Annotated in this window: 22 protein-coding genes; 19 read left to right on the top strand and 3 right to left on the bottom strand. The window is 45.6% G+C overall.

Going from position 1 to position 26,590, the window contains the following annotated elements; all coding sequences use genetic code 11:
- The first annotated feature begins 21 nt into the window (after positions 1-21).
- The 5 genes from K333_RS0100475 to K333_RS0100455 all read left to right on the top strand — a co-directional run bounded on the left by K333_RS0100475 (position 22) and on the right by K333_RS0100455 (position 9,991).
- Positions 22-3,015 carry a SusC/RagA family TonB-linked outer membrane protein gene (locus K333_RS0100475; RefSeq protein WP_027452199.1) on the top strand — a complete coding sequence of 998 codons (2,994 nt, stop codon included), beginning with the start codon at positions 22-24 and terminating at the stop codon, positions 3,013-3,015.
- Between the two features lie 13 nt (positions 3,016-3,028).
- Positions 3,029-4,540, top strand: a complete 1,512-nt coding sequence (locus K333_RS0100470; protein WP_024989420.1) for a RagB/SusD family nutrient uptake outer membrane protein — start codon at positions 3,029-3,031, stop codon at positions 4,538-4,540.
- 42 nt (positions 4,541-4,582) lie between these two features.
- Positions 4,583-6,070: a SusF/SusE family outer membrane protein gene (locus tag K333_RS0100465; RefSeq protein WP_024989419.1), complete on the top strand. Its 1,488-nt coding sequence runs from the start codon at positions 4,583-4,585 to the stop codon at positions 6,068-6,070.
- 7 nt (positions 6,071-6,077) lie between these two features.
- Positions 6,078-7,859, top strand: a complete 1,782-nt coding sequence (locus tag K333_RS0100460) for an endo-dextranase (RefSeq protein WP_027452198.1) — start codon at positions 6,078-6,080, stop codon at positions 7,857-7,859.
- A 68-nt stretch (positions 7,860-7,927) separates the two neighbouring features.
- Positions 7,928-9,991 carry a glycoside hydrolase family 97 protein gene (locus tag K333_RS0100455; protein WP_373276995.1) on the top strand — a complete coding sequence of 688 codons (2,064 nt, stop codon included), beginning with the start codon at positions 7,928-7,930 and terminating at the stop codon, positions 9,989-9,991.
- Positions 9,992-10,007: 16 nt separating this feature from the next.
- Here the strand turns inward: K333_RS0100455 and K333_RS11615 are convergent, their stop codons facing one another.
- Positions 10,008-10,769 (bottom strand): TlpA family protein disulfide reductase, encoded by a 762-nt coding sequence (locus tag K333_RS11615; RefSeq protein ID WP_081657168.1) that lies wholly within the window; start codon positions 10,767-10,769, stop codon positions 10,008-10,010.
- 399 nt (positions 10,770-11,168) lie between these two features.
- Here K333_RS11615 and K333_RS0100445 point away from each other — a divergent pair, with 399 nt between their 5' ends.
- Positions 11,169-13,313, top strand: a complete 2,145-nt coding sequence (locus tag K333_RS0100445; protein WP_024989416.1) for a TonB-dependent receptor domain-containing protein — start codon at positions 11,169-11,171, stop codon at positions 13,311-13,313.
- Positions 13,314-13,621: 308 nt separating this feature from the next.
- Here K333_RS0100445 and K333_RS13030 read toward each other — a convergent pair whose 3' ends face one another.
- Together K333_RS13030 and K333_RS0100430 are read right to left on the bottom strand one after the other, a co-directional pair.
- Entirely contained in the window at positions 13,622-13,798 is a 177-nt protein-coding gene (locus K333_RS13030) for a hypothetical protein (protein ID WP_155807866.1), read from the bottom strand.
- Positions 13,799-14,993: 1,195 nt separating this feature from the next.
- Positions 14,994-17,018, bottom strand: coding sequence for a M13 family metallopeptidase (locus K333_RS0100430; RefSeq protein WP_027452195.1), 2,025 nt, complete (start codon positions 17,016-17,018; stop codon positions 14,994-14,996).
- Between the two features lie 260 nt (positions 17,019-17,278).
- On the opposite strand from K333_RS0100430, the gene fabG reads away from it, so the two are divergent.
- From fabG to K333_RS0100365, 13 genes are read left to right on the top strand one after another with little or no spacing between them, the layout of a single operon-like run.
- The gene (gene fabG / locus K333_RS0100425; protein WP_024989415.1) at positions 17,279-18,007 is read left to right on the top strand and encodes a 3-oxoacyl-ACP reductase FabG; all 729 of its coding nucleotides are present in this window, start codon (positions 17,279-17,281) and stop codon (positions 18,005-18,007) included.
- A 57-nt stretch (positions 18,008-18,064) separates the two neighbouring features.
- Positions 18,065-19,282 (top strand): beta-ketoacyl-[acyl-carrier-protein] synthase family protein, encoded by a 1,218-nt coding sequence (locus K333_RS0100420; protein ID WP_027452194.1) that lies wholly within the window; start codon positions 18,065-18,067, stop codon positions 19,280-19,282.
- A gap of 15 nt (positions 19,283-19,297) precedes the next feature.
- The gene (locus K333_RS0100415; protein ID WP_024989414.1) at positions 19,298-20,389 is read left to right on the top strand and encodes a class I SAM-dependent methyltransferase; all 1,092 of its coding nucleotides are present in this window, start codon (positions 19,298-19,300) and stop codon (positions 20,387-20,389) included.
- Positions 20,390-20,422: 33 nt separating this feature from the next.
- Positions 20,423-20,665: an acyl carrier protein gene (locus K333_RS0100410; protein ID WP_024989413.1), complete on the top strand. Its 243-nt coding sequence runs from the start codon at positions 20,423-20,425 to the stop codon at positions 20,663-20,665.
- Between the two features lie 4 nt (positions 20,666-20,669).
- Positions 20,670-21,560 (top strand): LpxL/LpxP family acyltransferase, encoded by an 891-nt coding sequence (locus tag K333_RS0100405; RefSeq protein ID WP_024989412.1) that lies wholly within the window; start codon positions 20,670-20,672, stop codon positions 21,558-21,560.
- A complete protein-coding gene (locus K333_RS0100400) occupies positions 21,557-21,991 on the top strand; it encodes a pseudouridylate synthase (RefSeq protein ID WP_024989411.1) in 435 nt (144 codons plus the stop codon). Before K333_RS0100405 ends, K333_RS0100400 begins: the two co-directional genes overlap by 4 nt.
- Positions 21,988-22,410: an acyl-CoA thioesterase gene (locus tag K333_RS0100395; protein WP_024989410.1), complete on the top strand. Its 423-nt coding sequence runs from the start codon at positions 21,988-21,990 to the stop codon at positions 22,408-22,410. Before K333_RS0100400 ends, K333_RS0100395 begins: the two co-directional genes overlap by 4 nt.
- A complete protein-coding gene (locus tag K333_RS13600) occupies positions 22,380-23,549 on the top strand; it encodes a beta-ketoacyl synthase N-terminal-like domain-containing protein (RefSeq protein ID WP_306306320.1) in 1,170 nt (389 codons plus the stop codon). Before K333_RS0100395 ends, K333_RS13600 begins: the two co-directional genes overlap by 31 nt.
- Entirely contained in the window at positions 23,546-24,127 is a 582-nt protein-coding gene (locus K333_RS13595) for a hypothetical protein (RefSeq protein ID WP_027452192.1), read from the top strand. Before K333_RS13600 ends, K333_RS13595 begins: the two co-directional genes overlap by 4 nt.
- A 53-nt stretch (positions 24,128-24,180) precedes the next feature.
- Entirely contained in the window at positions 24,181-24,438 is a 258-nt protein-coding gene (locus K333_RS0100380; protein WP_024989409.1) for a phosphopantetheine-binding protein, read from the top strand.
- 9 nt (positions 24,439-24,447) lie between these two features.
- The gene (locus K333_RS0100375; protein ID WP_027452191.1) at positions 24,448-25,623 is read left to right on the top strand and encodes a beta-ketoacyl-[acyl-carrier-protein] synthase family protein; all 1,176 of its coding nucleotides are present in this window, start codon (positions 24,448-24,450) and stop codon (positions 25,621-25,623) included.
- Positions 25,613-26,248, top strand: coding sequence for a beta-ketoacyl synthase chain length factor (locus tag K333_RS13325; RefSeq protein WP_027452190.1), 636 nt, complete (start codon positions 25,613-25,615; stop codon positions 26,246-26,248). The genes K333_RS0100375 and K333_RS13325 overlap by 11 nt, the downstream gene beginning before the upstream one ends.
- A complete protein-coding gene (locus K333_RS0100365; RefSeq protein WP_027452189.1) occupies positions 26,239-26,589 on the top strand; it encodes an EamA family transporter in 351 nt (116 codons plus the stop codon). The genes K333_RS13325 and K333_RS0100365 overlap by 10 nt, the downstream gene beginning before the upstream one ends.
- The last annotated feature ends 1 nt before the right edge of the window (position 26,590 follow it).

The raw sequence follows: 26,590 nt of genomic DNA, 5'->3' as shown, positions 1-26,590 counted from the left end.
TTAATGTCTTAAAACCTTATTATGAAAGAAATGAAAAGACTTCTAACCCAACGATTATCGCTGTTTGTCTTCACCATGCTTTTATCACTTACGGCTATGGCCCAGAATGTAAAAGTTAGCGGTGTCGTTACAGACGAATCCGGTGAACCGATCATCGGGTGTACGATTATGCAGAAAGGAACCAGTAATGGAGTAACTTCTGATTTGGATGGTAAGTTTACTCTCTTGGTACCACAAAACTCAACACTGACTTTTTCTTATATAGGTTTTACAACCCAAGAAGCAAAAGCTACGGAAAAACCATTGTCTATAACCCTTCATGAGAAGAATCTTAAAATCAATGAGGTCGTCGTCATCGGTTATGGTACAATGCGAAAGAGTGACCTAACGGGTTCTGTAGGTTCGCTCAACGCTAAGGATATGGATGTTCCTGTTACCAATATCGGACAGGCTATACAAGGAAAGATCGCCGGTCTGCAGATTGTGGACGCAGGAAAACCTGGCGATAATGTGTCTATCAAGATCCGTGGCTTGGGATCTATCAATAACTGTGACCCTCTTGTGGTCATCGATGGTGTGCCGACAGACCTGAGTTTGAACAGTCTGAATATGGCTGATGTAGAACGCCTCGATGTCCTCAAGGATGCATCGGCGACAGCAATCTATGGTAGTCGTGGCGCTAACGGCGTGGTCATGATCACCACGAAGAAAGGTAAAGAGGGTAAAGGAATCCTCTCTTTCTCAGCCAACTTCTCAGCCCAGAAGACCACAAAGGTTCCCGATATGCTTAACGCCAGTCAGTATGCAGCATTGAGTAATGATATGCTTGGCAATGCAAGATATGCCACTAATCCTGATTGGGCAGACCCTTCTTTGTTGGGCAAAGGTACCGACTGGCTCGACGAACTCCTGCATACCGGATATATGCAGAATTATTCCCTTAGCTATTCCGGTGGTAGTGAGAAGGCTCATTATTATGTTTCCGGTGGATATCTTAATCAGACCGGAACCGTGAGAAGCGTGGAATACAATCGCTTCACTTTCCAGGAAAATGCCGATGCTCAGGTGCTCCCTTGGTTGAAGATGTCCAATAATATCACTGTCAGCGCAGATAAGAAGCAGCAAGGCAGCTACAACATCGGTAGTGCGTTCCGTGCTCTCCCTACCTATGCAGTAAAAGATGAGAACGGTAACTGGACAGGACCTGAAGGTAATTCCACATGGTTTGGTTCTACCCGTAACCCGATAGGTCCTACGGAAACGGATCTGCAGAAAACCAACGGATATAACTTCCTAGGTAATATTACAGCGGAGCTGAGCTTCTGTAAGTGGCTCAAGTTCAGAAGTACTCTGGGTGTGGACGCTAAGTTCTGGTATACCGACAACTTTACACCCGCATACAACTGGAAACCAACTCCTGTAGAGGAAAGTTCTCGATACAAGAGCGACAACAAGTCGTTTACCTACCTATGGGATAATTATTTTCTTTTCGACTACACACTTGCCAAGAAGCATCATTTCAATGTCATGGCCGGTGTATCATCACAATGGAACGACTTCGACTATCTCAATGCGCAGAAGAACGTGTTTGCTTTTGCCAATGTGCACGAGATGGACAATGGACAGAAAATGCACTCCATTGGCGGAAACGAAACAGAATGGGCTCTGTTCTCTTATATGGCTCGTCTGAACTATGATTATCAGAACAAATATCTCCTTACCGCTACGGTAAGACGTGATGGTTCCAGTCGCTTCGGTAGCGAGCATCGTTGGGGAACATTCCCTTCGGTCTCTCTGGCATGGCGTATCTCAGAAGAAGACTGGTTCCCTAAGAATGATGTACTCAGCGACCTGAAGATTCGCACCGGATATGGTGTTACCGGTAGTCAGGCCAGTGTGAGCAACTATAGTTATCTGGCATCTTATAACACCAGTGTATATCCTTTTGGCTATAGTGGCAATGAGCAGGCAGCTCTTGTCTCTGCTACGCTTTCCAATCCTTCTATCCACTGGGAGGAAGTGGCACAATCCAATATCGGCTTTGATGCCACTCTCTTCCATCAGCGTGCTACACTTTCCTTTGATGCTTATCTCAAGACAACAAGAGATATGCTTGTGAAAGCTTCTATCCCTATCACCTCGGGATTTGAGGATACCAGCACCACTTATACCAATGCCGGAAAGGTACGCAACAGTGGTTTTGAGGTTTCCCTTCATACCGTTAACCTGAAGGGCAAACTGGGGTGGACTTCAGATCTCTCCTACACCTATAACAGAAATAAGATCATCGACCTGAACAGTAGTGTTCCTTATTATATCAACCAGATCAACAATTCGTATGTGACGATATTGGAGAAGGGACTTCCTATAAACGTGTTCTATGGATATGTCACGGATGGTATCTTCCAGAACGAGGCAGAGGTGCAGCAGCATGCTATTCAGCCTGGTGCTGAGGCCGGTGACATCAGATTCAAGGATCTCAACAACGATGGTGTCATCAATGATGAAGACCGTACGATCATCGGTAACCCGAATCCTACAAGTCTGTTCTCTCTGAATAATACACTTACATGGAATGGCTTTGAACTGGGTATCTTCTTCCAAGGTGTTGCGGGAAACAAAATCTTTAACGCCAACAGTATAGACCTTACGGGTATGTCGGCAGCCTATAACCAAACGACGGATGTGCTGAACCGATGGACTGCCGAGGGTACCAGTAACAATATGCCGCGTGCCGTCTTCGGTGACCCTAACCAGAATACACGTGTCTCTGACAGATATGTAGAAAATGGCTCTTATATTCGACTCAAGACGTTGAGCCTTTCTTACAATTTCCCTAAGAGTTGGCTCAAGGTGCTCACCGTTCAGAATGCACGTCTGACACTCTCTTGCGAGAATGTCTTCACCATTACTAAATATAGTGGTTTTGACCCTGAGGTTGATATCAATGGAATTGATCTCTCTCGTTATCCGATTTCAAGAACTTTCAATCTTGGTATAAACTTCAATTTCTAAAACAAAAGCTATCATGAAACGAAATATAAGAAATATCATTGGCAATGTCTTCCTTGGACTGACTATTGCAACTGCTTTGTCATCTTGTGTTGACGATTTCTTGGAGAAAACTCCTAAAAATACCGTCGACCCAGAAACGGAAATTGATGACCAGGTGGCTGTCGCTATGACGAATGCGTGCTATCGTACTCTTCAAAGCTCGAATATGTATAACCAGCGTTTGTGGACGCTCGATATCGTTGCGGGAAACAGTATTGTGGGTGCCGGAGGCGGTACCGACGGACTGGAAACGGTGCAGGCATCTAACTTCACAACACTTAGTGATAACGGTATGGCACTTTATATGTGGCGCTCTCCTTGGGTCGGCATCGGACAGTGCAACACTTTGATAAAGAGTATCGAGTCGACGGGATACGAGAAGGGCAGTCTGAAGGAGCGTTGCTTGGGCGAAGCTCTTTTCCTCCGTTCACATTATTATTATATCCTCGTAAGGCTCTATGGCGGTGTCCCTCTCCGTCTGGAACCCTTCAAACCTGGACAGAATACTGCTATCGCACGTGCTTCCGTTGATGAGGTATATCGCCAGATCATGTCCGATTGCCAACGTGCGATAGATATCCTCCCTGCCAAGTCGCAGTATGATTCCGAAAATGTCGGTCGTGCCTGCAAGGATGCAGCTCTCACCCAGATGGCAGACATCTATCTTACCCTTGCTCCTAAGAATAAGGAGTACTATAAGCATGTGGTGAACCTCTGTGACTCTGTAACAGCCCTCGGTTACGACTTGTCAAAGTGTAGCTATGAGCGTAATTTCGATGCCACCGTCAACAATGGACCCGAATCAATCTTCGAGGTACAGTTCTCCGGAAATACAGAATATGATTTCTGGGGAAACAATCCACAGTCAAGTTGGCTGTCTACTTTCATGGGACCTCGTAACTCCGATTTCGTTGCCGGAAGTTATGGATGGAATCAGCCTACAAAGGAATTCATGTCGCAATATGAGGAGGGAGACAAACGTAAAGATCTGACCGTGTTCTATGAGGGTTGCCCCGACTTCGACGGCAAGACTTATAAGCGCAGTTTTTCGAATACGGGATTCAACGTACGGAAATTCCTCGTTACCAAGAATATCTCTCCGGAATATAATACCAACCCAGCAAACTTTGTCGTATGGCGTTATGCCGATGTGTTCCTGATGAAGGCTGAGGCCTTGAACGAACTCGGACAGACTGCTGCGGCATGCGCACCATTGAATATCGTGCGCCATCGTGCCGGTCTACCTAATGTCGCAGGACTCTCTCAGACAGAGATGAGGGAGAAGATCATCCACGAACGCCGTATGGAACTGGCTTTCGAAGGACATCGATGGTTCGACCTCATCCGTATCGGTGATGGCTCTTATGCTGTCAAATTCCTACACTCTATTGGCAAGACTCGTGCCACCAAGGAACGTCTGTTGTTCCCTATTCCTCAGACAGAGATGGATGCTAATCCTTTGATGACTCAGAATCCAGGTTATTAAAATGAGCTTTTCACAGAATATACATTTTAAACAAAGCAAAAGATGAAAAAGATATATAAGCTATTGTTCTTGGTTGTGGCCGTTGTCGCATTGGCTTCTTGTGCCGATAATGACTATTCGGAATTGGATAAGGGATGCAATCAACTGATGTTGACTTCTGATCAACAGGCGACGACGCTTAACGAGAAAACTCATGCCAACGAGGCCGTTGCCTTCTCTTGGACAACGGGTAACAACAATGGAACGGGTCACCGTATCTATTATCAGCTCGAATTGGCTCCTAAGGGTTCTGACTTCCAGAACTCTTATGTTGCTGTGAACAATGAAACTCAAGTATATGCATGGAGCGTGAACCAAGAGAACCTAAATAATATCATCCTTGATAAGTTTAATGGCGTTCCCGGACAGAATATCGAACTAGAGGCTCGTATCTCGGCAATCTCCGAAGGCGTACCTACCCAAACCTCTTCAGTAGACTTCACGGTGACACCTTATCAACCGGTTACGGAAACACTGTATCTCGTCGGTGATGCTACACCTACCGGATGGAATGCCGACCATCCTACGGTGATGACCCGTGAGGATAATGGTAAGTTCTCTTGGGAGGGTAATCTTGTAGCCGGAGACTATAAGTTTATCACGACACAGGGTCAGTTCCTTCCTTCTTATAACAATGACGGAAAAGGAAAGGTAATCTATCGTTCCGGTGATGAAGAACCTGACGGGAAGTTCCATATCACCGAACCCCATTATTATCGCATGACGGTAGACCTACTCGACAGTACGCTACTTTGCGAGAAAGCAGACGGTCAGCAACCCGATTATGATCAGTTGTTCTTTGTAGGAGATGCTACAGGATGGAGCTTTGACGAGATGACGAAAGATCCGCTCGACCCATTCCTCTTCCGTTATGGCAGAGTCTTCGATGCTGCCGGTGAATTCAAGTTTGGCACTGCTAACGGCAGTTGGGAGAATATGTTCAAGGCCGTGACTTATCATCAGGCCTATACCGATCCAGCCGTTACCCTAGTTAGTGGATTTGATCCGGACAACAAATGGTATCTTAATGCCGGTGAGACCGGTAAAGCCTATAAGATCTGTTTCGACATCCGTGCCGGTAAGGAACGGATGATGATGAAAGAGTTTGTTCCTTATGCAATGGTTTACCTTGTCGGTGATGCTGCACCGAACGGATGGGATCTCGGAAACGCTACCGCTATGAAGACTACCGCAGACCCTATGGTCTTTACCTGGACAGGAAACCTTCAGGCAGGAGAACTGAAATTCTCTTTGGATAAGCAGAGCGACTGGAATGGTGCTTGGCTGATGTGCGCTGCCGGCAACGACGTAGCTCCGACAGGAAGCGAGGAACATGCGCTCCTGATTAATAAGAGTGATGAATATCAGAAAGAACAATATCCGGATTGTAATATCGGAGATGTCGACCAGAAGTGGAAGATTACCTCTTCGGGAACATATACCATCACTGTGAACCAATTGAAAGAAACTGTAACAATCGTAAAACAATAATTGTGAAATGAAAAAGATGAATATTCTACTCTTTATTGCAACGCTTACCACACTGTCGTGTAGTTGCAACAATGATGTTGACGGAAACGAATATAATACTCCGGAAATCTTCTCGTCTGTGGTTCCCATGTCAGAGGACCTCAGTCTGGAGATTACCACTGATAAGGCAATCTATGCTCCCGGAAGTCATGTGGACTTCAGTATCAAGGGTACCATTCCTGCTGATGCGAAGATCCGTATCCGCCATGGTGCCGATGTAATCCTTGATGAGGCTCTCTCGGGGAATTCCTTCACGTGGACGGCACCTTCAGACGACACCAAGGGCTATCTTGTTGATGTCTACGGTCAGGCCGGCGACAAGGAGACGATATATGGAACGATTGGAGTCGACGTATCGAGTGACTGGAAGCGATTCCCACGTTATGGTTTCGTAGGCACCTATGACGCATCGAAGACCCCATCGCAGGTAGCATCGGAACTGCAGTATCTGAACCGTTGCCATATCAACGGTTTGCAGTTTTATGATTGGCAGAACAAACACCATTGGCCTCTCGGTGGTACTCCGGAGAATCTCTTGGATGAATATAAGGACATCGCTAACCGTCAGGTGCTCACTTCTGTCGTGAAGGATTATATCAGTACAGCCCATCAACATGGTATGAAGGCGATGTTCTACAATCTCTGCTATGGCGCCCTCGACGACGCTGCTGCCGATGGCGTGAACAGTCATTGGTATCTCTACAAGAACAGCAACCACTCAGAGAAGGACAAACTGGACCTTTCCGATAGTTGGAAGAGTGACATCTACCTTCTCGACCCTTCTAATGCCGATTGGAAGAAATATATCATCGAGCGCAACAACGAAGTGTATAGCAGTCTTGACTTTGACGGCTTCCATATCGACCAAGTAGGAGACCGTGGCGCTGTGTATGATTATTACGGAAGTGCCGTAAACCTGACACAGGGCTTTGGCTCTTTCGTCAGCAATATCAAGAAGGCGCGTCCGGAAAAGTCACTTGTCATGAATGCAGTATCCCGTTTCGGACAACGGAACATTGCCGCCACAGGAGACGTAGATTTCCTATATAACGAGATGTGGGGAACAGAAGATCAGTTCAGTGACTTCTATAAGGTCATCAACGAGAACAATAGTTTTAGCGGTAACACCAAGAATACGGTCTTTGCCGCATATATGGACTATAACAAGTCGGGTGCCAAGGGTACTTTCAACACACCGGGAGTTCTCCTCACCGATGCCGTCATCTTTGCGCTCGGTGGCGCCCATCTTGAACTTGGCGACCACATGCTCTGCCATGAGTATTTCCCGAACAACAATCTCGAGATGAGCAGTGAACTCAAGAAGAGTATCATCGCATATTATGATTTCATGACAGCCTATGAAAATCTTCTTCGCGATGGTGGAGAGCAGACGGTAGCGAACATAGTCTCCGGAGACGCTTCGGTAAGAATCAACGCATGGCCTCCACAGTTGCACGGTGTGACAGCCCTCTCACGACAGGTAGGAAACCGTCAGGTGATTAGTCTGCTTAATTTCTCCAAGGCAAACAGTCTGAGCTGGCGAGACCTCGATGGGACACAACCAGAGCCGACAACCTATAGCAATCTGCCTCTACGCATCAAGGCATCCGGTGTAAAGAAAGTATGGGTGGCAAGTCCTGACTATATGGGTGGAGCCCCACAGGAGATCAATTTCAGACAAGATGGTAACTATGTGCTTACGACAGCTCCTAATCTGAAGTACTGGACAATGATAGTAATAGAAAAATAGAATATATAATGAAGAATGTAATTAAAAGAATTCTCTTGGTCGTCATGATCTGTCTTACCGGTAAGATGATGGCCGCGGAACCTATCGTATTGAACTCACCAAACGGAAAACTCAGGATGACATTCTGCTTGTCGCAAAAGGGTGAGCCTACTTATCAACTGGAATATAAGGGAAAGACGGTGATTCGTCCTTCCCATCTAGGACTGGAACTTAAGAATGCGCACGACTTGCAGCGAGGGTTCACCATCAAGAAGAGTACTATCTCTACTTTTGATGAAACGTGGCAACCGGTATGGGGAGAGACCCGCAAGATACGCAACCACTATAACGAGGTGTTCGTAGAACTATCCCAAGAGTCGGAAGAGCGCGGACTGAATATTCGTTTCCGTCTTTATGATGACGGACTTGGATTTCGCTATGAGTTTCCTTTGTCGAAGAATCTCAACTACTTCGTCATCAAGGAAGAACATAGTCAGTTTGCTATGAGTGGTGACAATACTGCTTGGTGGATACCGGCTGATTATGATACACAGGAATATAACTATACCGAGTCGAAGCTATCAGAAATCCGTAAGAAACTTCCTCATGCTTATGACAGTAACGCATCGCAGACCATTGCCGGACCTACATGCGTCCAGACCTCACTCCAGATGAAGACACCAGACGGAATCTATCTGAACCTCCATGAGGCAGCATTGGTCGACTATAGTTGTATGCACCTCAACTTGGATGATAAGAATATGGTTTTCGAATCATTCCTTACCCCCGATGCCAGAGGAGACAAAGGATATCTTCAGGCACCTTGCAAGAGTCCTTGGCGAACGATTATCGTGAGCGATGATGCCCGAGATATGCTCTCAAGCAATCTGATCCTCAACCTGAACGACCCTTGCAAACTTAAGGATACCAGTTGGATTCATCCCGTGAAATATGTTGGTGTATGGTGGGAGATGATCAACGGTATGAGCCAATGGTCATACACATGGGATCTTCCTTCGGTAAAACTCGATGCCATCGACTATACCAAGGTGAAGCCACACGGCAAGCATGGCGCCAACAATGAGAATGTGAGAAAATATATTGATTTCGCCGCAGCGAATGGATTCGACCAAGTACTCGTCGAAGGATGGAATATTGGTTGGGAAGACTGGTTCGGTCATGAGAAGGACGATGTCTTCGATTTTGTTACCCCTTATCCGGATTTCGATATCAAGACACTCAACGAATATGCCCACAGCAAGGGAGTAAAACTCCTGATGCATCATGAGACCAGTGGTTCCGTGCGCAACTATGAGCGCCACATGGAGGCCGCCTACAGTTTGATGAACAAATACGGATATGATGCTGTGAAGAGTGGATATGTGGGTAACATATTACCACGAGGCGAACATCACTATGGTCAGTGGATGGTGAACCATTATCTTTATGCCGTGAAGGAAGCAGCCAAGCATCATATTATGGTGAATGCCCATGAGGCCGTCCGCCCGACAGGCTTGTGTCGTACCTATCCCAACCTCATTGGTAACGAGGCCGCTCGTGGCACCGAATATGAAGCGGGAGCCGGTAATAATGTGAACCACACGACGATACTTCCTTTCACCCGTCTGCAGGGTGGTCCGATGGATTACACTCCAGGTATCTTCGAGATGGATATGAGTAAGATGAATCCACAGAACCATTCACATGTCAATTCTACCCTGGCAAGACAGTTGGCCCTGTATGTCACGATGTATAGTCCGCTCCAGATGGCTGCCGACCTCGTAGAAAACTATCGCAAACACATGGATGCCTTCCAGTTTATCAAAGATGTTGCAGTCGACTGGGATGACAGTCGTTACTTGGAGGCAGAACCGGGTCAGTATATCACCGTTGCCCGTAAGGCCAAGAATTCCGATAAATGGTTTGTCGGTTGCACGGCAGGTGAGAAAGGCCATGTATCGAAACTCCATCTTGACTTCCTCGATAAAGGTCGTCAATATGTAGCAACGATATATGCGGATGCCAAGGATGCAGATTATCGCAAGAACCCACAGGCATACGTAATCAGTAAGAAGACTGTTACCGCCCGCTCAGTACTCACGTTGAGAGCTGCTGCCGGTGGTGGCTATGCCATCAGCATCATGCCCAAATAAGGCATGATGCGTTGCATCATTCAGCATTTGCTTCTTTGATTTTAGTTAGTATTTGCGCGCGATTCCCTTCACTGGTACCGTGGACAGCATGACGGACAATGCCATGCTTGTCGACCACGACAGTGAGGGGAAATCCTTTGTTGCCAATCCACGACATCATATCTTTGGCCTCTACAAGGTGCGTCCACGTGAAATGCTGCTTCTCGGTAATATTCTTCACCTGTTCGGCTTTGTGGAAGGTAGCAGAAAAGAATATGACATCAGGAAACTTTTCCTTCCACGTAGAAAGCTCCGGCATCTCTGCTCGGCATGGCCCACACCCGGAGTACCATAGGTTAAGTACCATCACATGACCTCGCACACTATCGTTAGTCCATATTCGTCCGTCCACATCTTTCTCACAGAACTTAGGGAACTGTTTGCCGACTTCCGGATAATATAAAATGTCGTGACCTTTTGCTTTCCCCCTTGTCAGTTCCTCCATCTCGTGCAGCATATTGATACCTTTCAGAAACTGGTCAGCGTTGTGAACCTGCTCACGAGGGATAGCCTGTTGGATGACAGACTCCGGTAATGCGCCATTGACATCGACAGCAACGATGCTGTTGCCCTCATTGTCTTTCAGTCGATGAATAGAGAACGAACTATAAGGAAGACTTTTCATATCACGAAAGAAATAGCCATTGCATAAAACTTTCGGAATCACAGTGTCAGTACGTTCTTGTGCGGTCGCAGTCAGCGAGCACAACATGAGTAGTAAAATAAATAGATTCTTCATATTATTACTTTGTTTTTCCCATTCTCTCCATTACAGTTATTTACTCTGGTAAGTATAATCTAACACAAAGGTATGCAAAATATGAATACCTTCCATCATAAAGAAGTTCGTTTTACCCCTTTTTCTGCAATCTTAATATCTGTTAACTTACGCATGGAATAGCATCTTTTTCTTTCTGCTATTCTTAAAGAGTGTTAATTAAATATGCTTTTCGATGAAAAAGCTTGGAAGATATTCACCTAATATATACTTTTGCAGTGTCATACAACAGTAGTACACTATTACTACAAATATACAAGGTTTAAGTTCATCATGGAAATGAACATTACACAAGCAACATCTGTCGTGACGATACATGTTGTTTACATCAAAAAATAAACAAAACAACAATAAGAAGATATGAAACAGAAAACTTACAGAATGATGGCACTCGCCATGTCGGGTTTCATCTATTTAACCACAACAGCTCGACCGGTAAACGACAGTACCTCGGTTGATTCTACAAAATGGTTTAACAAGACTCATCAACTGGGAGAGGTTACCGTAAAGAGTACCCTACCGAAGATTCGTACCAATGCCGATGGCATGAAGATAACAATCACAGGAAGTGAACTGGAGAAAGTCGGTAACACCGAAGACTTGCTCCGTCGACTGCCAAGTATCAAGAAGGTGGAAGATGGTGTAGAAATCTTCGGTCGCGGCAACGCAGAAATCTACGTGAACGGGCGTAAACTCTATGACATGAAGGAACTCAAAGAGATTCCTTCCGACCAAATCGTCAACGTAGAGATCATCACCAACCCGGGAGCACGCTATCATGCTACTACCAAGGCGGTGATAAAAATCAAGACTCGTCGCCCTTTAGGCGAAGGATGGGGATTCCGTGATGAACTTAAAGGATACTATCAGAAAGGACTAAGCGTACGTAATCAGTTGGACGTAAACTATCGAAAAGGTGGTCTCGACCTTGGTGGATGGGTAACAGGCGAAGATTTCAACAATCATCAGATTGTCTATCAAGAGACAAATGCTTATCAACAAGGCAAACTCCTGCGCCAGTCTATCGACAAAAGCAACCAAAAGATCAACCGCAAGCAATTTGACCTAGGATTGAAGTTCAACTATATGTTCAACGAAAACCAATCCATTGGTGCTCGATATGATTTCTTCCGTATGCCGGGCATGAAAGGCGACATGTACTTCCCTTCAGTCTTCACCTTCGACGGTAAACTTTTGCAGGAATCCCTCAGTCAATTGTACACGAACGAACCTACCTATAAGCACAACTTCAACGCTTATTATAGTGGAAAGATAGGTCAATGGCAGGTAGATGCCAACGTGGATGGTGTATGGACCGACTCTAAGACCACTACCGATACCTACGAGACCATCAAGTTACCGGGACAAGACGGCACCAAGGAAGATGTACACATCAAGGCATTCACCAAAAACCGCATCGTGGCTTCCAAACTCGTATTGGAACATCCGCTCTTTGGTGGTAAGATTAGCTTCGGAACAGAATACGACGACACACGAAGAACAGAGCAGACCGTGAATCCAAAGGCTTCAAACGGTGACAGTAAGGTAAATGAAAAGATATGGGCAGGATTTGCAGAATATAGTCGCGTCTTCTTCGACAAGCTCACCATGAATGCGGGATTGCGATATGAGGATGTGAAGACCGATTTCTACGAGAAAGGCAACTTTGACATGGATCGTGACTATGCCGACTGGTTCCCATCACTGGGATTGGCTATGCCGATAGGAAAGGTACAGGTGGGGGCTCACTATGGAATAGACATCGACCGTCCTAATTTCCAGAACCTCTCGGATAACGTATACTATATCAACAGCTACAGTTATCAGACGGGTAACTCTAAGCTGAAACCTACCTATACACATAACTTCTCACTCAACGCTTCTTGGAAGTGGTTATGGGCAGAGGCATCATACAGCAAGATCGTGGACGACATCCAGATAGCAAGTACCAGTTATACCAAAGACAACGAATTCATCACCCTGTTGCGCCCGGAGAATTTGGCAAACTTCCATCGCTATACTTTCCAGGTCTTCGCTTCACCTACGCTTTTCAATATATGGCATCCAACATGTGGATTCATTGTCACCGGCCAGGATTATGAGACGACCATTGCAGACGGTAGCAGGAAGAAGATGAACTCACCGATGATCAATGGCATCTGGAACAACCTCGTCATCCTAAAGAGTGGATGGAGACTGGGATTAGACTTCCAATACCAAGGCTCAGGCGACTATTCCACCTATCATATACACAAGCCATGTGTTACGGTAAACGCCAGCATCCAAAAGAGTTTCTTCAAGAACAAACTCGATATGAAGTTGTATGCCATTGACCTTACCGGTGTAAGATCTCAACCAGTAACGGTATACAGTAACAGAGATATCTATGTAAAGAACAACAACTACACCTATGGCGAACTTACCCTTACCTATAAGTTCAATATCGCTGCCGACAAATACAAAGGTCGCGGAGCCGGTGATCAGGTGAAGTCAAGAATCAAGTAGAACATATCCAACACAATAGGATAGTCTTATTTGCAATAGACTTACGAAATACATTCCTTTCTGGCAGAAATATCGACAAAATATAACATTTCTCCTTATTCCTTTGTCAGAAAGGAAATAATTACATACCTTTGTACGTGCTTTCAAGGCTTTGGAATTACACAAAAATGAAATGTATTGCTCTACTATTCATTATATGTATTTAAATTTGTTCCGGCTGCACCCGTTCCATGCACAGAGATGAGCTGAACCATATTGATACCCTTATACAACACGAGGATACCACAGCCTTGGTATTGCTAAACCACTTAGGAAAAGCTCAAGATCATTTCTCCGAGACCGACAGGATGCAACCAACTACTCCTTGTCGATGCATACAATAAATTCTTTATCTCCTTAGCCAAAGACAACAAACAACTTATAGTTCTCATCCAGTTAGTCATTCTGACACTCCTTATCATCGGCATCATCATCTTCCATGTCATAAGGAAAAACATATCAAGACGAAAGCAACAACAGAAGATAGAGAATCAGAGATACATCTCTTTACTTTTCGAACATAATAAAGCCATCAAAGAGTTTTAATCCATGCAATCCAATATAGAGGATTACATGAAGCAAAAAGAAGAGAACATCAAAAAGTTGGAAAAACAACTATCGTAAATTTGCACTTGCTAGTTGAATTCGCCAATGTATAACATTGGTTAATTTTGATAAATCATCACTAATGCTAATATTACATAAAGAAAATTATCTACCTTTGTCTTGAGAATACAAAATGAAACAAATAATTGTAGTTTAGTTTTTTTTTGATGCAATTGTTCTCGTAACCTTGCGCAAGTTGTAAACTCTGAAAAAATGATTTTTATATTAAATGGCGTATAAATAACAGTTTAACAGTGCCATTTTATGCAGTTAACTACATCGGCTTACGCAGTTAACTGCATCAGCTTATACAATTAACTGCGTCACCCTACGAAGTTAACTTCGTTTTTTACACCTGGCAGAAGAGGAAAAAATGAGAAAAATAAAAACTAAAAAAAATTACAAATAGTGTGTACTCTACTCGCTTTTTAACTGTTGCGCCCAAACACGAATAACGAGATCTAGAGCACTGGATATAGACCTACTTACCAATCGTTACATGAAGGGGTAAAAAAGTTACCATTCGTTACACACAGAGTTACCAATCGTTACATAAAGGGTAGTGCGTTTTTACCAAAGTGTACATTTACAGCGTCGTAACTCGTTGAGTATTAGTATGTTGCTGGGCCCTAAGATATTACTTAGTATAGATAGTATTAAGATATTACACTAAGATAGACGTTAAAACATTTTTTAATGGGAAGTAAAAAAAAGGATGGTATCGAAATTAGAATTAGTTCAGCGCTATTTTCTAAAGGCATCAAGTCTAAGTATTGCACGAACGTGTCTGATACGCATCATCAAGAGATATTCGCATCATTTCGTTGCGTATCGCAGCAAATCGTAACAAATCGCAGCATTGGAGTTTGGGGATGTCGTATCTTTGCCATCGCATTCGAAAATCGGATGTGTCAGGCTGGTGTAAGCCTTAATGCGTGGCTATAGTTTAACTAATATTAGAAAAAATCCACGGCCTTCGGAAAGGAAAGCCGTGGATAGATAAACAATATCGTTTAGATAATGAATAGTGTCTGATTACCAAATGTGGGCACGCTGCTCGGCAGGTACATAGAGTTTGTCGCCGGCTTTGATGTCGAAGGCCTCATACCAACCATCGATCATAGGGAGAGCAGCGTTTACACGAAGTTTGTTAGGTGAATGGGTGTCGCTGTTCACGATGTATGCTTCGAATGCAGGACTGATGTTGCTTGCCCAGATACGACCATAAGAGAGGAAGAAGCATTGCTCCGGGGTGAAGCCCTCTGTACCTTTCTGGGCATTCTGTTTCTGCGCATTCTTGAATGCAAGATAAGCTACGTTGATACCACCATTGTCACCGATGTTCTCGCCTAAGGTCTTCTCACCATTCACCTTAAGACCTGGTTGAACTTCCTGAGAACTGAACCAGTCGGCAAGAACTTTGGTACGTTTGTCATAGTTTGCTTTGTCCTCGGCTGTCCACCAGTTGTTCAGGTTTCCGTCCTTATCAAACTGGCAACCTTGATCGTCGAAACCATGACTCATCTCGTGACCGATGACAGAACCAATACCACCGTAGTTGGAAGCATTGTCGGCATCGGCATCGAAGAATGGAGCCTGAAGAATGGCTGCCGGGAAGTTGATGCTGTTGTTGGTAGGATTGTAGAATGCATTTACGATCTGAGGGTCGCAAGCCATCAAATCCTTGTCGACAGGTTTCTTCCAGTGGCGCTCTATGGTGGCCTTGCGCAAAGCTACAGACAAGGCATCATAGTTTTCGCGCAGACTCTTGCTCTCGTCGATGTTTACATATTGCTCCAAGTTCTCCGTGCGATCGGCATAACCGATGAAGATACGCATAGAGCGGAGTTTCTCGATGGCTTTCTTCTTGGTAGTTTCCGACATCCATGTGTTGTTCTGGATTCTCTCGGCAAAAGCATCTTGTAAGTTTCTTACCAACTGGGTAGCACTCTTGCGACTGCTTTCCGGGAAATATTTGGCAACATATAGTTTGCCGATAGATTCGCCCATCAAGCCTTGAACGAAGCTCAATCCTCGTTTCCATCGTGGCTGTTGCTCCTTGACACCATATACCACCTTGGTGTATTCGAACAATCTGTTGCTGAAGGCATCAGAAAGGATACTTGCAGAAGCCTTGATGGCACGTAACTCCATATAAGCTTTGAGGGATTCCAGATTGGTAGAGGTTAGAATCTTCTCTACCTCGTGGATAGGTTCAGGTTGACCGACGTCCACGGTGTCTATGTCTGCAGGATAGCCATAAGCCTTGCAGAGTTGGTTCCAGTTGATGCCAGGGAAGTCTTTTACAAGTTTTGCCCAAGGCATCTTATGGATGTTTGCCTGAGGGTCACGACTCTTCACCTGATCGTAGCTCTGCTTAGCGATTTGACATTCGATGGCGAAAGCCTGCTCCATCTTCTTGGTAGCCGTAGCCTCGTCGTTACCTACCATCTTCAGCAAGTCCTTGTTCAAGTCCTTGTAAGCAGCCACGACAGCCTTCTGCTGTTCGTTAGGTTGAGTGTAGTATTCCGGATCGAGACCGATACCGCCCTGACTGGCAGAGAAAGTATATTTATCAGAGTTGATGGCATCCTGTTCGAGGTAGAAACCGAACATCATCGAACCATATCCCTTGGCGCCTAACTCATACATCTTTTGGATATAGTCCTTACGATTCTTGATGGCGCGAATCTGTTTTAGTACAGGTTTGATAGGAGTGTATCCCATCTTGTTGCGACCGATGCTGTCCATGTACATACGATACAGACTACCGATCTTCTGTCCGGCAGAGCCCTGAGGCATCTTCTTGTCGGCATACTCCTTGACGAGTTCCTTGATACGGTCGTTGTTCTGCTCTTCCAAATCGATGAAGGCACCATTCATAGGATGTTGAGCATCGAGCGGATGATTTTTCAACCAGTTACCTACCGCATACTGATAGAAGTTCTCGCCCGGTTTTACGCTAAGGTCCATGTTGGCCTTGTCCACGTTGCTCTTGGTCTGTGCATTTGCACCCAGGGTTATAGCCATGAGTGCAACGGCAATTAATGTTTTTCTCATATGTTTATTGTGATGATTAATTCAAATAAAATCTCTACCTTAAATTTTCTGCAAAGGTAACATTTTCCTATTTCAAATGCAAATAAAAAGTAAGTTTATTGCAGTTTTTGATGGAAGTCTTTCATTCGGAAATGTTTACATGATATTGATCGGGTAAACTTGATTTTAGTTTGCTTAAAGTTTTTTTTAATATATAATAAGGTATAGTCTCAGAATTTATGTGTACCTTTGCCGAACATAAATAGTCGCAACACATAATTATGAGATATGCATTTGTAACAGGCGGTTCAAGAGGTATCGGTAAAGCCATCGCCGTGAAGTTGGCGAAGATGGGATTGCCTGTAGTAATTAATTATCGTAGCAATGACGATGCTGCCCAGTCTACATTGAGTGAAATAGAAGCTGTTGGCGGCAAGGCAGAGTTGCTGCGATTCGATGTGTCGGATCCGCAAGCTACCGAGGAAGCCCTTTCTGTCTGGGAAGAGAAGCATCCCGATGATTATATTTCCGTGTTGGTGAACAATGCGGGAATCCGTCGTGATAATCTGATGATCTTCATGCAGAACGAAGAGTGGGACGACGTGTTGAAGACGCCGCTCAACGGTTTCTTTTATGTAACCCGTCGATTGCTCAAGAATATGCTTACCCATCGTGACGGGCGCATCATCAACATCGCCTCGCTGAGCGGTATCAAGGGACTTCCCGGACAAACCAACTATAGTGCAGCCAAGGCTGCCGTCATCGGTGCCACTAAGGCATTGGCACAAGAGGTGGCCAAACGAAAGGTTACCGTGAACGCGATAGCTCCGGGATTCATCGCTACCGATATGACGAAGGATCTTGATGAGACCGAACTGAAGAAACTTATCCCGATGGGACGCTTCGGAAAACCTGAAGAGGTGGCATCGCTTGCCGGATTCCTCGCCAGTGATGAGGCTGCCTATATCACCGGACAGGTGGTGCAGGTGAACGGTGGACTCTATACTTGATAGAGCGTAAGGGAAATATAGAAAAGGAAAACAAAGAATCTTGATAAAAATAAACAAATGAGAAGAGTTGTAATTACCGGTATGGGTATCTGGTCGTGTCTGGGTACAAATAAGGAAACTGTGGCAAAGTCCTTGCGAGAAGGTAAGAGCGGAATTGGATTAGAAGAAAAGCGATTGGAATATGGTTATCAGTCTGCTCTCACGGGTGTCGTAGAGCATCCTGTGCTGAAAGGTCTGTTGCACCGTCGACTCCGTGTGGGGCTTCCGGAAGAGGGAGAGTATGCTTTTATGGCTGCCAAGGAGGCTTTTGAACAAGCTCGTATAGATGATGAATTTCTGCAGAACAACGAGGTAGGCGTCATCTTCGGTAATGACTCTTCGGCAAAACCCGTCATCGAGGCTGCCCATATCATGGATGAAAAGCATGATACACAGTTGCTTGGCTCGGGATATATCTTCCAGGCGATGAATTCTACGGTAAATATGAATCTGAGCGCGATCTTCCATCTGCGTGGCGTCAACTTTTCGGTGAGCTCGGCCTGTGCCAGTGGCAGTCATGCCATAGGACTTGGTTTCCTGCTCATCAAACAAGGTCTGCAGGATCGTGTGCTTTGTGGTGGCGCTCAGGAAACTAACTATTATAGTATGGCATCTTTCGATGCGCTGAATGCCTTCAGCAAACGAATGGATGAACCAACAAAAGCCTCTCGCCCTTTCGATCGGGATCGTGACGGGTTGATACCGAGTGGTGGCGCGGCAGCAGTGATGCTCGAAGATTATGAAAGTGCCGTGAAGCGTGGTGCTCCGATCCTTGCCGAAATCACCGGCTATGGATTCTCTTCGAATGGTGGCGGCATCTCACAGCCTTCAGATGACGGAAGTGTTATCGCCATGTCGAGAGCTATGGAGATGGCTGGGGTGAAAGCTGATGATATCGATTATATCAACGCACATGCCACAAGTACCCATCAAGGGGATATGTTCGAGGCGATAGCCCTCGACCGCCTGTTCCGCAACAAGCATGCGTGGATTTCTTCTACCAAGGGTATGACGGGACATGAATGTTGGATGGCAGGAGCTTCGGAGGTGGTGTACAGTACTCTTATGATGCAAAATGATTTCGTGGCTCCGAATATCAACTTCGAGAATCCTGACGAATATAGTGAACCGCTGCATCTGGCAACGACAACCCAGGAGGCGGAAATCAATACCGTGCTGAGTAATAGTTTCGGATTCGGTGGAACGAATTCGGCATTGGTGATCAAGAAAATCTAATCGACACAAACGAACATGTATTTATCAGAATCTTTAAGAAAGAAATATACGCAGGAAACGCTGTCGGCTCGTGATGCACAGCGACAGGCCGAATTTATCGCTTTCGGTCCTATCGTCTTTCAGGTGTCTCGACTGATGGTGAAGTGGGGTATCCTGGAGATGCTTCGCGATGAAGCCCTTACTATCGAGGAGATTGCCCGTAAGGCGGACATCTCCGTTTATGCATCGAAATGTCTGATGGAGGCTTCGCTCACCATCGGTACTGTCCTCGTTGATGAGGAGACGAATCGATTCACGATTTCCAAGACGGGATGGTTCCTGCTCAATGACCCGGCAACACGTGTCAACATCGATTTCAATCATGATGTAAACTATGAAGGCTTGTTTCGTCTCGAAGAGTCGTTGAAGGAAGGTCGTCCGGCAGGACTGGAGCATTTCGGTAACTGGCCTACGGTATATGAAGGACTGTCGCAGTTGCCTGAACAGGCACAGAAGAGTTGGTTTGCTTTCGACCATTTCTATAGCGACAGTTCGTTCGAGGAAGCACTGAAGATTGTTTTTGCCCGTCATCCTAAGACCTTGATGGATGTAGGTGGCAACACCGGTAGATGGGCGATGCAGTGTGTGAACTATGACAAGGACGTGCATGTTACCATCGTTGACTTGCCACAGCAGTTGGAGATGATGCGTGAGCAGACGGCGGGTAAGGAAGGAGCCGATAGAATCCACGGATTTGGTACCAACCTGCTCGACCGTGAGAATACATTGCCACAAGATCAGCATTATGATGCCATCTGGATGAGTCAGTTTTTGGACTGTTTCGGAGAGGATGAGATAGAAAGTATCTTGGAACGTGCGGCACAGGTGATGGATGAAGACACGACGCTCTATATCATGGAGACGTTATGGGATCGCCAGAAATATGAACCTGCAGCATTCTGTCTTACTCAGATCAGTCTTTACTTTACCGACATCGCCAATGGCAACAGTAAAATGTATCATAGTGAGGACCTGATACGGATCATCGAGAAGGTGGGACTTCAGGTGAAGGAAATCCACGACAACCTGGGACAGGGACATAGTATCATAGAAGTAAAGAAAAAGTAAAAGGAAGAACAAAACAACAAGATAAAAATAAACATGGAAAGAAACGAAATTGAAGAGAAAGTACGTGAGTTTTTAATCGATGACTTGGAAATCGATGAGGAAAAGATTGCTCCAGAGGCCCTGTTGAAGGATGACCTCGGCATCGACTCATTGGACTTTGTAGATATTGTCGTTATCGTGGAGAAGAAGTTTGGTTTCAAAATCAAGCCTGAGGAGATGGCTAACGTGAAAACCTTGAAACAGTTCTGCGATTACATAGAGAGCAAGGTGGGTTGAACAGATGACTGAAGAGAAGAGAGACTGGAAAGGAAAGACTTCTGGTGCGGGATGGATGCATCGTAGTCTGATCTGGATGATGCGTAATCTTCCCTTGTGTGGGATGTATGTCTTCGTGAACATCTTGATCATCCCTTTCTGCATGATTTTCTCTCACAAAGGTTATCTCTCGATGTATCACTTCTTTCGCTTTCGTCGTCATGAAGGGTGGTTCAAGGCTTTCTGGCATACTTATCAGAATCATTGTAAGTTTGCCGAGATTATCCTCGACCGTTTCTATGTGTATGCCGGAGGTACGTTCGACTTCGATATTCCCGATTACGAGGAATATCTAAAGTTGGCCCGGGGAAAGGAAGGGTTTGTTGTGCTCAGTGCACATATCGGCAACTATGAGGCTGCCGGTTATACATTGGTAGCGGAAACCAAACGGTTCAATGCCTTGGTGTATGCCGGTGAGGCTGAGACTGTGATGGAAAACCGACAGAGGATGTTCGAAGGCAACAACTTGCACATGATCCTCATCCGTAAGGATATGAGTCATCTCTTCGAGATCAGCAATGCCTTGGCGGAGGGGGAGAGTGTGAGCATCCCTGCCGACAGAATATTTGGAAGTAATCGCCATTTCGATATCGACTTCATGGGGGCGCAGGCTTCTTTCCCTATGGGCCCTTTTGCCATCGCTGCCCAGCGAGAGGTGCCGGTGATCACAATCCATGTGATGAAAGAAAGTGCCCGGAAGTATCGCATCTACATCAAACGACTGGACACTACCGATGGACAGAATATCAAGGTGAAGGCGCGGCAACTGGCAGAACAGTATGCTGATTATCTACAGTATATCGTAGAGAGATATCCTACACAGTGGTTCAACTACTTTGAATTTTGGAATAAATGAATTTACAGAAGATAGACATTCACGAATTGCTCCCGCAGCAGGAACCATTTGTCATGGTCGACAAGCTGACTTATTTCGATGAGAAGAAAACCTCTACGACTTTTCTGGTACGCGAGGATAACCTCTTCGTAGAAGATGGTCAGCTTAACGCCTGTGCTCTGGCGGAAAATATCGCACAGACCTGTGCTGCCCGATTGGGATATGTCAACAAGTATATCCTGAAGAGAGCCATTCAGATAGGTTTCATCGGGGCTATCAAGAATATGGAGGTGATAGAGACACCAAAGGTGGGAGAACTGTTGGATACCAGCATCGATGTGATAGAACAGGTGATGGAATTGACATTGGTGAATGCCACCGCCAAGGTGGGTGATCGACTGATCGCATCTGCCGAGATGAAGATTGCATTAGCCGAGGAGGTGAAAGGATGAAGGAACTGAAGGCCAGTAAGGATTTTGAAATCAGATTCAGCGAGGTGGACTCTATGAAGTTTGTCTGGCATGGGTCGTATCCTCTCTATTTCGAGGATGCGCGTGAAGTCTTTGGTGCTCAGTATGGACTGGAGTATATGACCATCTTCGACCATGGATATTATGCTCCATTGGTTGACCTAAACTTTCATTACAAGCGTCCGCTCATCTATGGCATGCACCCTCGTATCACGATCACCTATAAGCCTACGGAGGCGGCAAAGATCGTGTTCGAATATGAGATTCGCGATCGGGAGGATGATTCGCTCATCGCTACCGGTGAGAGTACACAGGTGTTCCTCGACAAAGACTATCAACTGGTATGGGACAATCCTCCATTCTATGAGGAATGGAAACAACGATGGGGGGTATTGGAATGATCAAGGTCATAGCTGATAATATCACATCGCCGTTGGGCATGACTTCTTCGGAGAATTATCTGAAGGTGAAGGACGGACTGTCGTGCCTGCAAAGTTATGAGGGTGTGATGGATATCCCTACACCTTTCACAGCTTCGCTGTTCACGGAAGAACAGTGGGATGCCTTGATGCAGTATGGTGATTATACTCGTTTTGAGAGTTGTCTGATCCATTCTATCCGTGAAGCCCTGGAAGGTTCTGATGTTGACGTATCATCACCACGTGTGATCTTCATCATCAGTACGACAAAAGGAAATGTGGAACTCCTCGACAGTAGAAGTCATCGACTGAAGAATCGTACAACCGATGAGGCTGTAAGACTGGGCAATGCTGCTCTGATGATAGCACGGTATTTCGGTAATCCTAACATACCTGTCACGGTAAGTAATGCCTGTATCTCCGGACTGGCTGCACAACTTACGGCCAAGAGAATGCTGGAGAGTGGAAGATATGATTATGCTATCGTGGCAGGAGCTGACATACAGTCGCGTTTCATCATCTCCGGTTTCCAATCTTTCAAGGCCTTATCACCGAAAGTATGCCGACCTTTCGACATCGAACGATGTGGACTGAATCTGGGAGAGGCTGCAGCCTGTATGGTCTTCGGTAGAATGACGGAGCAAGATACGGACGATTGGGTAGCAGTGAGAGGTGCCGTACGGAATGATGCCAATCACATCTCTAGTCCTTCGCGTACTGCCGAGGGTGCTTATCGTGCCATCGCGTATGCCATGGCAGATGGCGATGCCGAACAACTGGCGGTGGTGAATGCCCATGGCACGTCGACACTCTATAATGATGAGATGGAATCTGTTGCCATAGCCCGAAGTGGACTGGAACATACACCGGTGAACTCCCTGAAAGGATATTATGGTCATACGATGGGAGCAGCGGGACTGTTGGAAACCATATTGACGATGAAGTCAATAGATGATCATATCATCCTCGGAACACGTGGATTCCAGGAACTGGGTGTCTCCCGTAGTATTCGTGTCATCGGTGAACATATCCCTACCGATAAACGAGGCTTCCTGAAGTTGCTGTCGGGATTCGGTGGGTCGAATGCTGCCATGCTTTATCAGAAAGGAGGTAGACGATGAGAACTTTGCATCATGTTGTCATCACTCCGCATAGAGTGGTCGTGGATGAAGAACAGATGACGGTGACATCTTCGGGTAAGATGATGCTCAAGGAAATCTATCAGAGTAATATAGGGAACTATCCCAAGTTCTATAAGATGGATATGCTCTGCAAGTTGGGCTTCGTGGCTTCGGAACTGCTTCTGCAGAAAGAAGGAAACAGAAATATCGGAGCCAAAGGTGTCGTTGATGAAGAGAATCAGCGTGATGACCGTGCTGTCATCCTTCTAAACTCGAGCAGCAGTATCTGTGACGATAGAGCATATCAGGCAACAATAGATAACTTAGATGACTATTTCCCGAGTCCGATGGTCTTCGTCTATACGCTGGCCAATATCGTGACAGGTGAGATTGCTCTTCGTAATCGTTATTATGGTGAGACTAACTTTTATGTGTTGCCACAGAAAGATGAGAAGGTGATGACACAGATCGTGGAAGATTCCTTCCAAGATGAACATACGACAAGTGCGATATGTGGTTGGTTAAACTGTGATGATGAAGACCATTTTGAAGCTGATCTGTATCTGGTGGAAAAATGAGGAAAAGATAAATAAGGTGAGACAACTTTTTTAGAAACAATAGAATTTAAAATATGGAATTACAGGAAGAATTAAAATCAAAGATCATCGAGGCATTAAATTTAGAAGATATCCAACCGGAAGACATTGATGACGATGCTCCTCTTTTCGGTGATGATGGCTTCGGGCTCGACTCTATTGATGCTCTGGAACTGATCGTTCTCTTGGAGAAAAACTATGGCATCAAGATCAGTGACCCTAAGACCGGAAAGGAAATCTTCAAGAGTATCAATGTGATGGCTGAATATGTGGCCGCAAATCGTAAAAAATAAGCATCGACTTTGAAGAACAAAGTATTCATAACAGGTGTCGGTGTGGTGTCGGCTATCGGTGTCGGCAAGGAGGCTAATTGGAATTCCCTGTCTGCTAATCAGTCGGGAATAGGTGAGGTGCGATATCTCAACACCGTACATCATGAGTTTCCTGTGGGCGAGGTCAAGATGAGTAATGAAGAGATGAAACATCAACTTGGTATCAATGCCGAGACCATCATCTCGCGTGCTGCTCTCCTTGGAATCCTTGCCGTGAAGGAGGCCGTGAAAGAGGCTCAGGTAGAGGAACAGCAGTTGGCACTGATATCCGGAACGACAGTAGGGGGCATGGATCTGACCGAAGAGATGTATCCTGATGCACTTACTGCCGACATCATCAACCAGCATGATTGCGGAGGTACCACCAATGCCATTGCCGATTATTTCGGATGTTTTGACTTCACGTCGACATCATCGACAGCCTGCAGCTCTGCTCTTAATGCCATCATCTTCGGTGCGAGGATGATACAGAGCGGAATGCGCGATATCGTTGTCGTTGGTGGAACAGAAAGTCTTACCCGTTTTCATCTGAATGGTTTCAAATCGCTGATGATCCTCGATGAAGAAAATTGCCGACCTTTCGACGCCGGTCGTCGTGGATTGAACTTAGGAGAAGGTGCCGGATATCTGGTACTGGAATCTGAGAAATCCTTACAGCGCCGTGGTGTAAAGGCCATAGCCCGACTGGAGGGAATGGGTAATGCCTGTGATGCCTTTCATCAGACAGCATCCTCAGCGAATGGCGAAGGTGCTTATCTTGCCATGTGTCAGGCTTTAACTGAGGCACAATTAGAGGCAAAGGATATACAGTATGTCAATGCCCACGGAACGGGGACACCCAACAATGATGCCAGTGAGAGTGCTGCACTCCGTCGCGTGTTTGGCAACGATATGCCTTTGATATCCTCGACGAAAGGGTTGACAGGACATACGACGAGTGCCTCCGGAAGTATCGAGACCGTATTCTCCGTGATGGCCTTGCAACATCAGATGGTACCGGCCAACTATGGATGGCATCAGTGCGACGAGGACTGTATATCCCCACAGTCAGTTCCATCTCGTGCAGAATTACACCATGTAGTGTGCAATAGTTTTGGATTTGGAGGCAATGACTCCTCTATAATAATAGGTGTAGATGGAAAATAAGGTTTATGTCATAGCAATGGCCCACGATATTCCGGAGGAGGAATATCGCAACTATGTCAGTCCGATGAAGACTCGTCGGTATGGTAAGTTGCTGAAGCGTGCTCTGGTGACGGCATTGAAATGCATGAAGGATAGTGGAATTGAACATCCTGATGCCGTCATCAATGGTACAGCCTTGGGAAGTATCGAGGAGTCGGAGAAGATATTGAATGGTCTTGTTGCCGAGGGCGAGGACGTGAGTATGCCGACACAGTTTATGCTTTGTACCCATAATGCGGTAGCATCACTCATTGGCATCTTCACGCATAGTCATGGATACAATAATACCTATAGTCAAGGGAAAGTGTCACTGGAGTGTGCCCTGTTGGATGCATGGATGCAACTCAAAACCGGTATGATCAGAAATGCACTGGTTTGTCGGAATGACCTCCTCACCCCGGATCTTAAGACAAAGATGGAGAAGATCGGGATGGATACCTCTCAAGTAAAAGATGGATCTTTGGCTTTGATGCTATCCATAGAGCCGGGAGAAAGACCGTTATACGAGATCAAGAATATCGACATCATGCATCGCAAAGGATGCAAGGATGTTGCAACAATAGATTATGTGAGCTTATGCGACTAATCATACTGGCAATTCTGCAGAGTCTGCTGCTATGTAGTGGACAGGTATTTCTGAAGATGGCTCTCCGGAAGATGGGTGGCTTTGTGTGGTCATCCCATTTCTTCATCGCCCAACTCACCAATTGGTGGTGGCTGGGGTGCGGACTGTGTTATGGAGCAGCCTCGGTGTTATGGATGTATATCGTGAAGAACTTCCCATTCTCCATGGCCTATCCGATGATCAGTATAAGTTATGTATTAGGTATGTTTGCTGCCATATTTATCTTCCATGAAGATGTACCCTTGGTGCGTTGGATAGGAGCTTTCCTCATTATGGCAGGATGTGTACTCGTGGCAAAATAAT

The organism is Segatella albensis DSM 11370 = JCM 12258, assembly GCF_000426565.1.
Taxonomy (GTDB): Bacteria; Bacteroidota; Bacteroidia; order Bacteroidales; family Bacteroidaceae; genus Prevotella; species Prevotella albensis.
This window is presented reverse-complemented; position numbering and strand designations above follow the sequence as displayed.

Bases quoted from the DNA above. Each gene is read 5' to 3' on its own strand.
- K333_RS13325 (WP_027452190.1), top strand. From the start codon at position 25,613: ATGGAAAATAAGGTTTATGTCATAGCAATGGCCCACGATATTCCGGAG.
- K333_RS0100365 (WP_027452189.1), top strand. From the start codon at position 26,239: ATGCGACTAATCATACTGGCAATTCTGCAGAGTCTGCTGCTATGTAGT.
- fabG (WP_024989415.1), top strand. From the start codon at position 17,279: ATGAGATATGCATTTGTAACAGGCGGTTCAAGAGGTATCGGTAAAGCC.
- K333_RS0100380 (WP_024989409.1), top strand. From the start codon at position 24,181: ATGGAATTACAGGAAGAATTAAAATCAAAGATCATCGAGGCATTAAAT.
- K333_RS0100475 (WP_027452199.1), top strand. From the start codon at position 22: ATGAAAGAAATGAAAAGACTTCTAACCCAACGATTATCGCTGTTTGTC.
- K333_RS13030 (WP_155807866.1), bottom strand. From the start codon at position 13,798: ATGACATGGAAGATGATGATGCCGATGATAAGGAGTGTCAGAATGACT.
- K333_RS0100455 (WP_373276995.1), top strand. From the start codon at position 7,928: ATGGCCGCGGAACCTATCGTATTGAACTCACCAAACGGAAAACTCAGG.
- K333_RS0100420 (WP_027452194.1), top strand. From the start codon at position 18,065: ATGAGAAGAGTTGTAATTACCGGTATGGGTATCTGGTCGTGTCTGGGT.
- K333_RS13600 (WP_306306320.1), top strand. From the start codon at position 22,380: ATGGAAACAACGATGGGGGGTATTGGAATGATCAAGGTCATAGCTGAT.
- K333_RS0100395 (WP_024989410.1), top strand. From the start codon at position 21,988: ATGAAGGAACTGAAGGCCAGTAAGGATTTTGAAATCAGATTCAGCGAG.
- K333_RS0100405 (WP_024989412.1), top strand. From the start codon at position 20,670: ATGACTGAAGAGAAGAGAGACTGGAAAGGAAAGACTTCTGGTGCGGGA.
- K333_RS11615 (WP_081657168.1), bottom strand. From the start codon at position 10,769: ATGAAGAATCTATTTATTTTACTACTCATGTTGTGCTCGCTGACTGCG.
- K333_RS0100400 (WP_024989411.1), top strand. From the start codon at position 21,557: ATGAATTTACAGAAGATAGACATTCACGAATTGCTCCCGCAGCAGGAA.
- K333_RS0100410 (WP_024989413.1), top strand. From the start codon at position 20,423: ATGGAAAGAAACGAAATTGAAGAGAAAGTACGTGAGTTTTTAATCGAT.
- K333_RS0100445 (WP_024989416.1), top strand. From the start codon at position 11,169: ATGAAACAGAAAACTTACAGAATGATGGCACTCGCCATGTCGGGTTTC.
- K333_RS0100470 (WP_024989420.1), top strand. From the start codon at position 3,029: ATGAAACGAAATATAAGAAATATCATTGGCAATGTCTTCCTTGGACTG.
- K333_RS13595 (WP_027452192.1), top strand. From the start codon at position 23,546: ATGAGAACTTTGCATCATGTTGTCATCACTCCGCATAGAGTGGTCGTG.
- K333_RS0100415 (WP_024989414.1), top strand. From the start codon at position 19,298: ATGTATTTATCAGAATCTTTAAGAAAGAAATATACGCAGGAAACGCTG.
- K333_RS0100465 (WP_024989419.1), top strand. From the start codon at position 4,583: ATGAAAAAGATATATAAGCTATTGTTCTTGGTTGTGGCCGTTGTCGCA.
- K333_RS0100430 (WP_027452195.1), bottom strand. From the start codon at position 17,018: ATGAGAAAAACATTAATTGCCGTTGCACTCATGGCTATAACCCTGGGT.
- K333_RS0100460 (WP_027452198.1), top strand. From the start codon at position 6,078: ATGAAAAAGATGAATATTCTACTCTTTATTGCAACGCTTACCACACTG.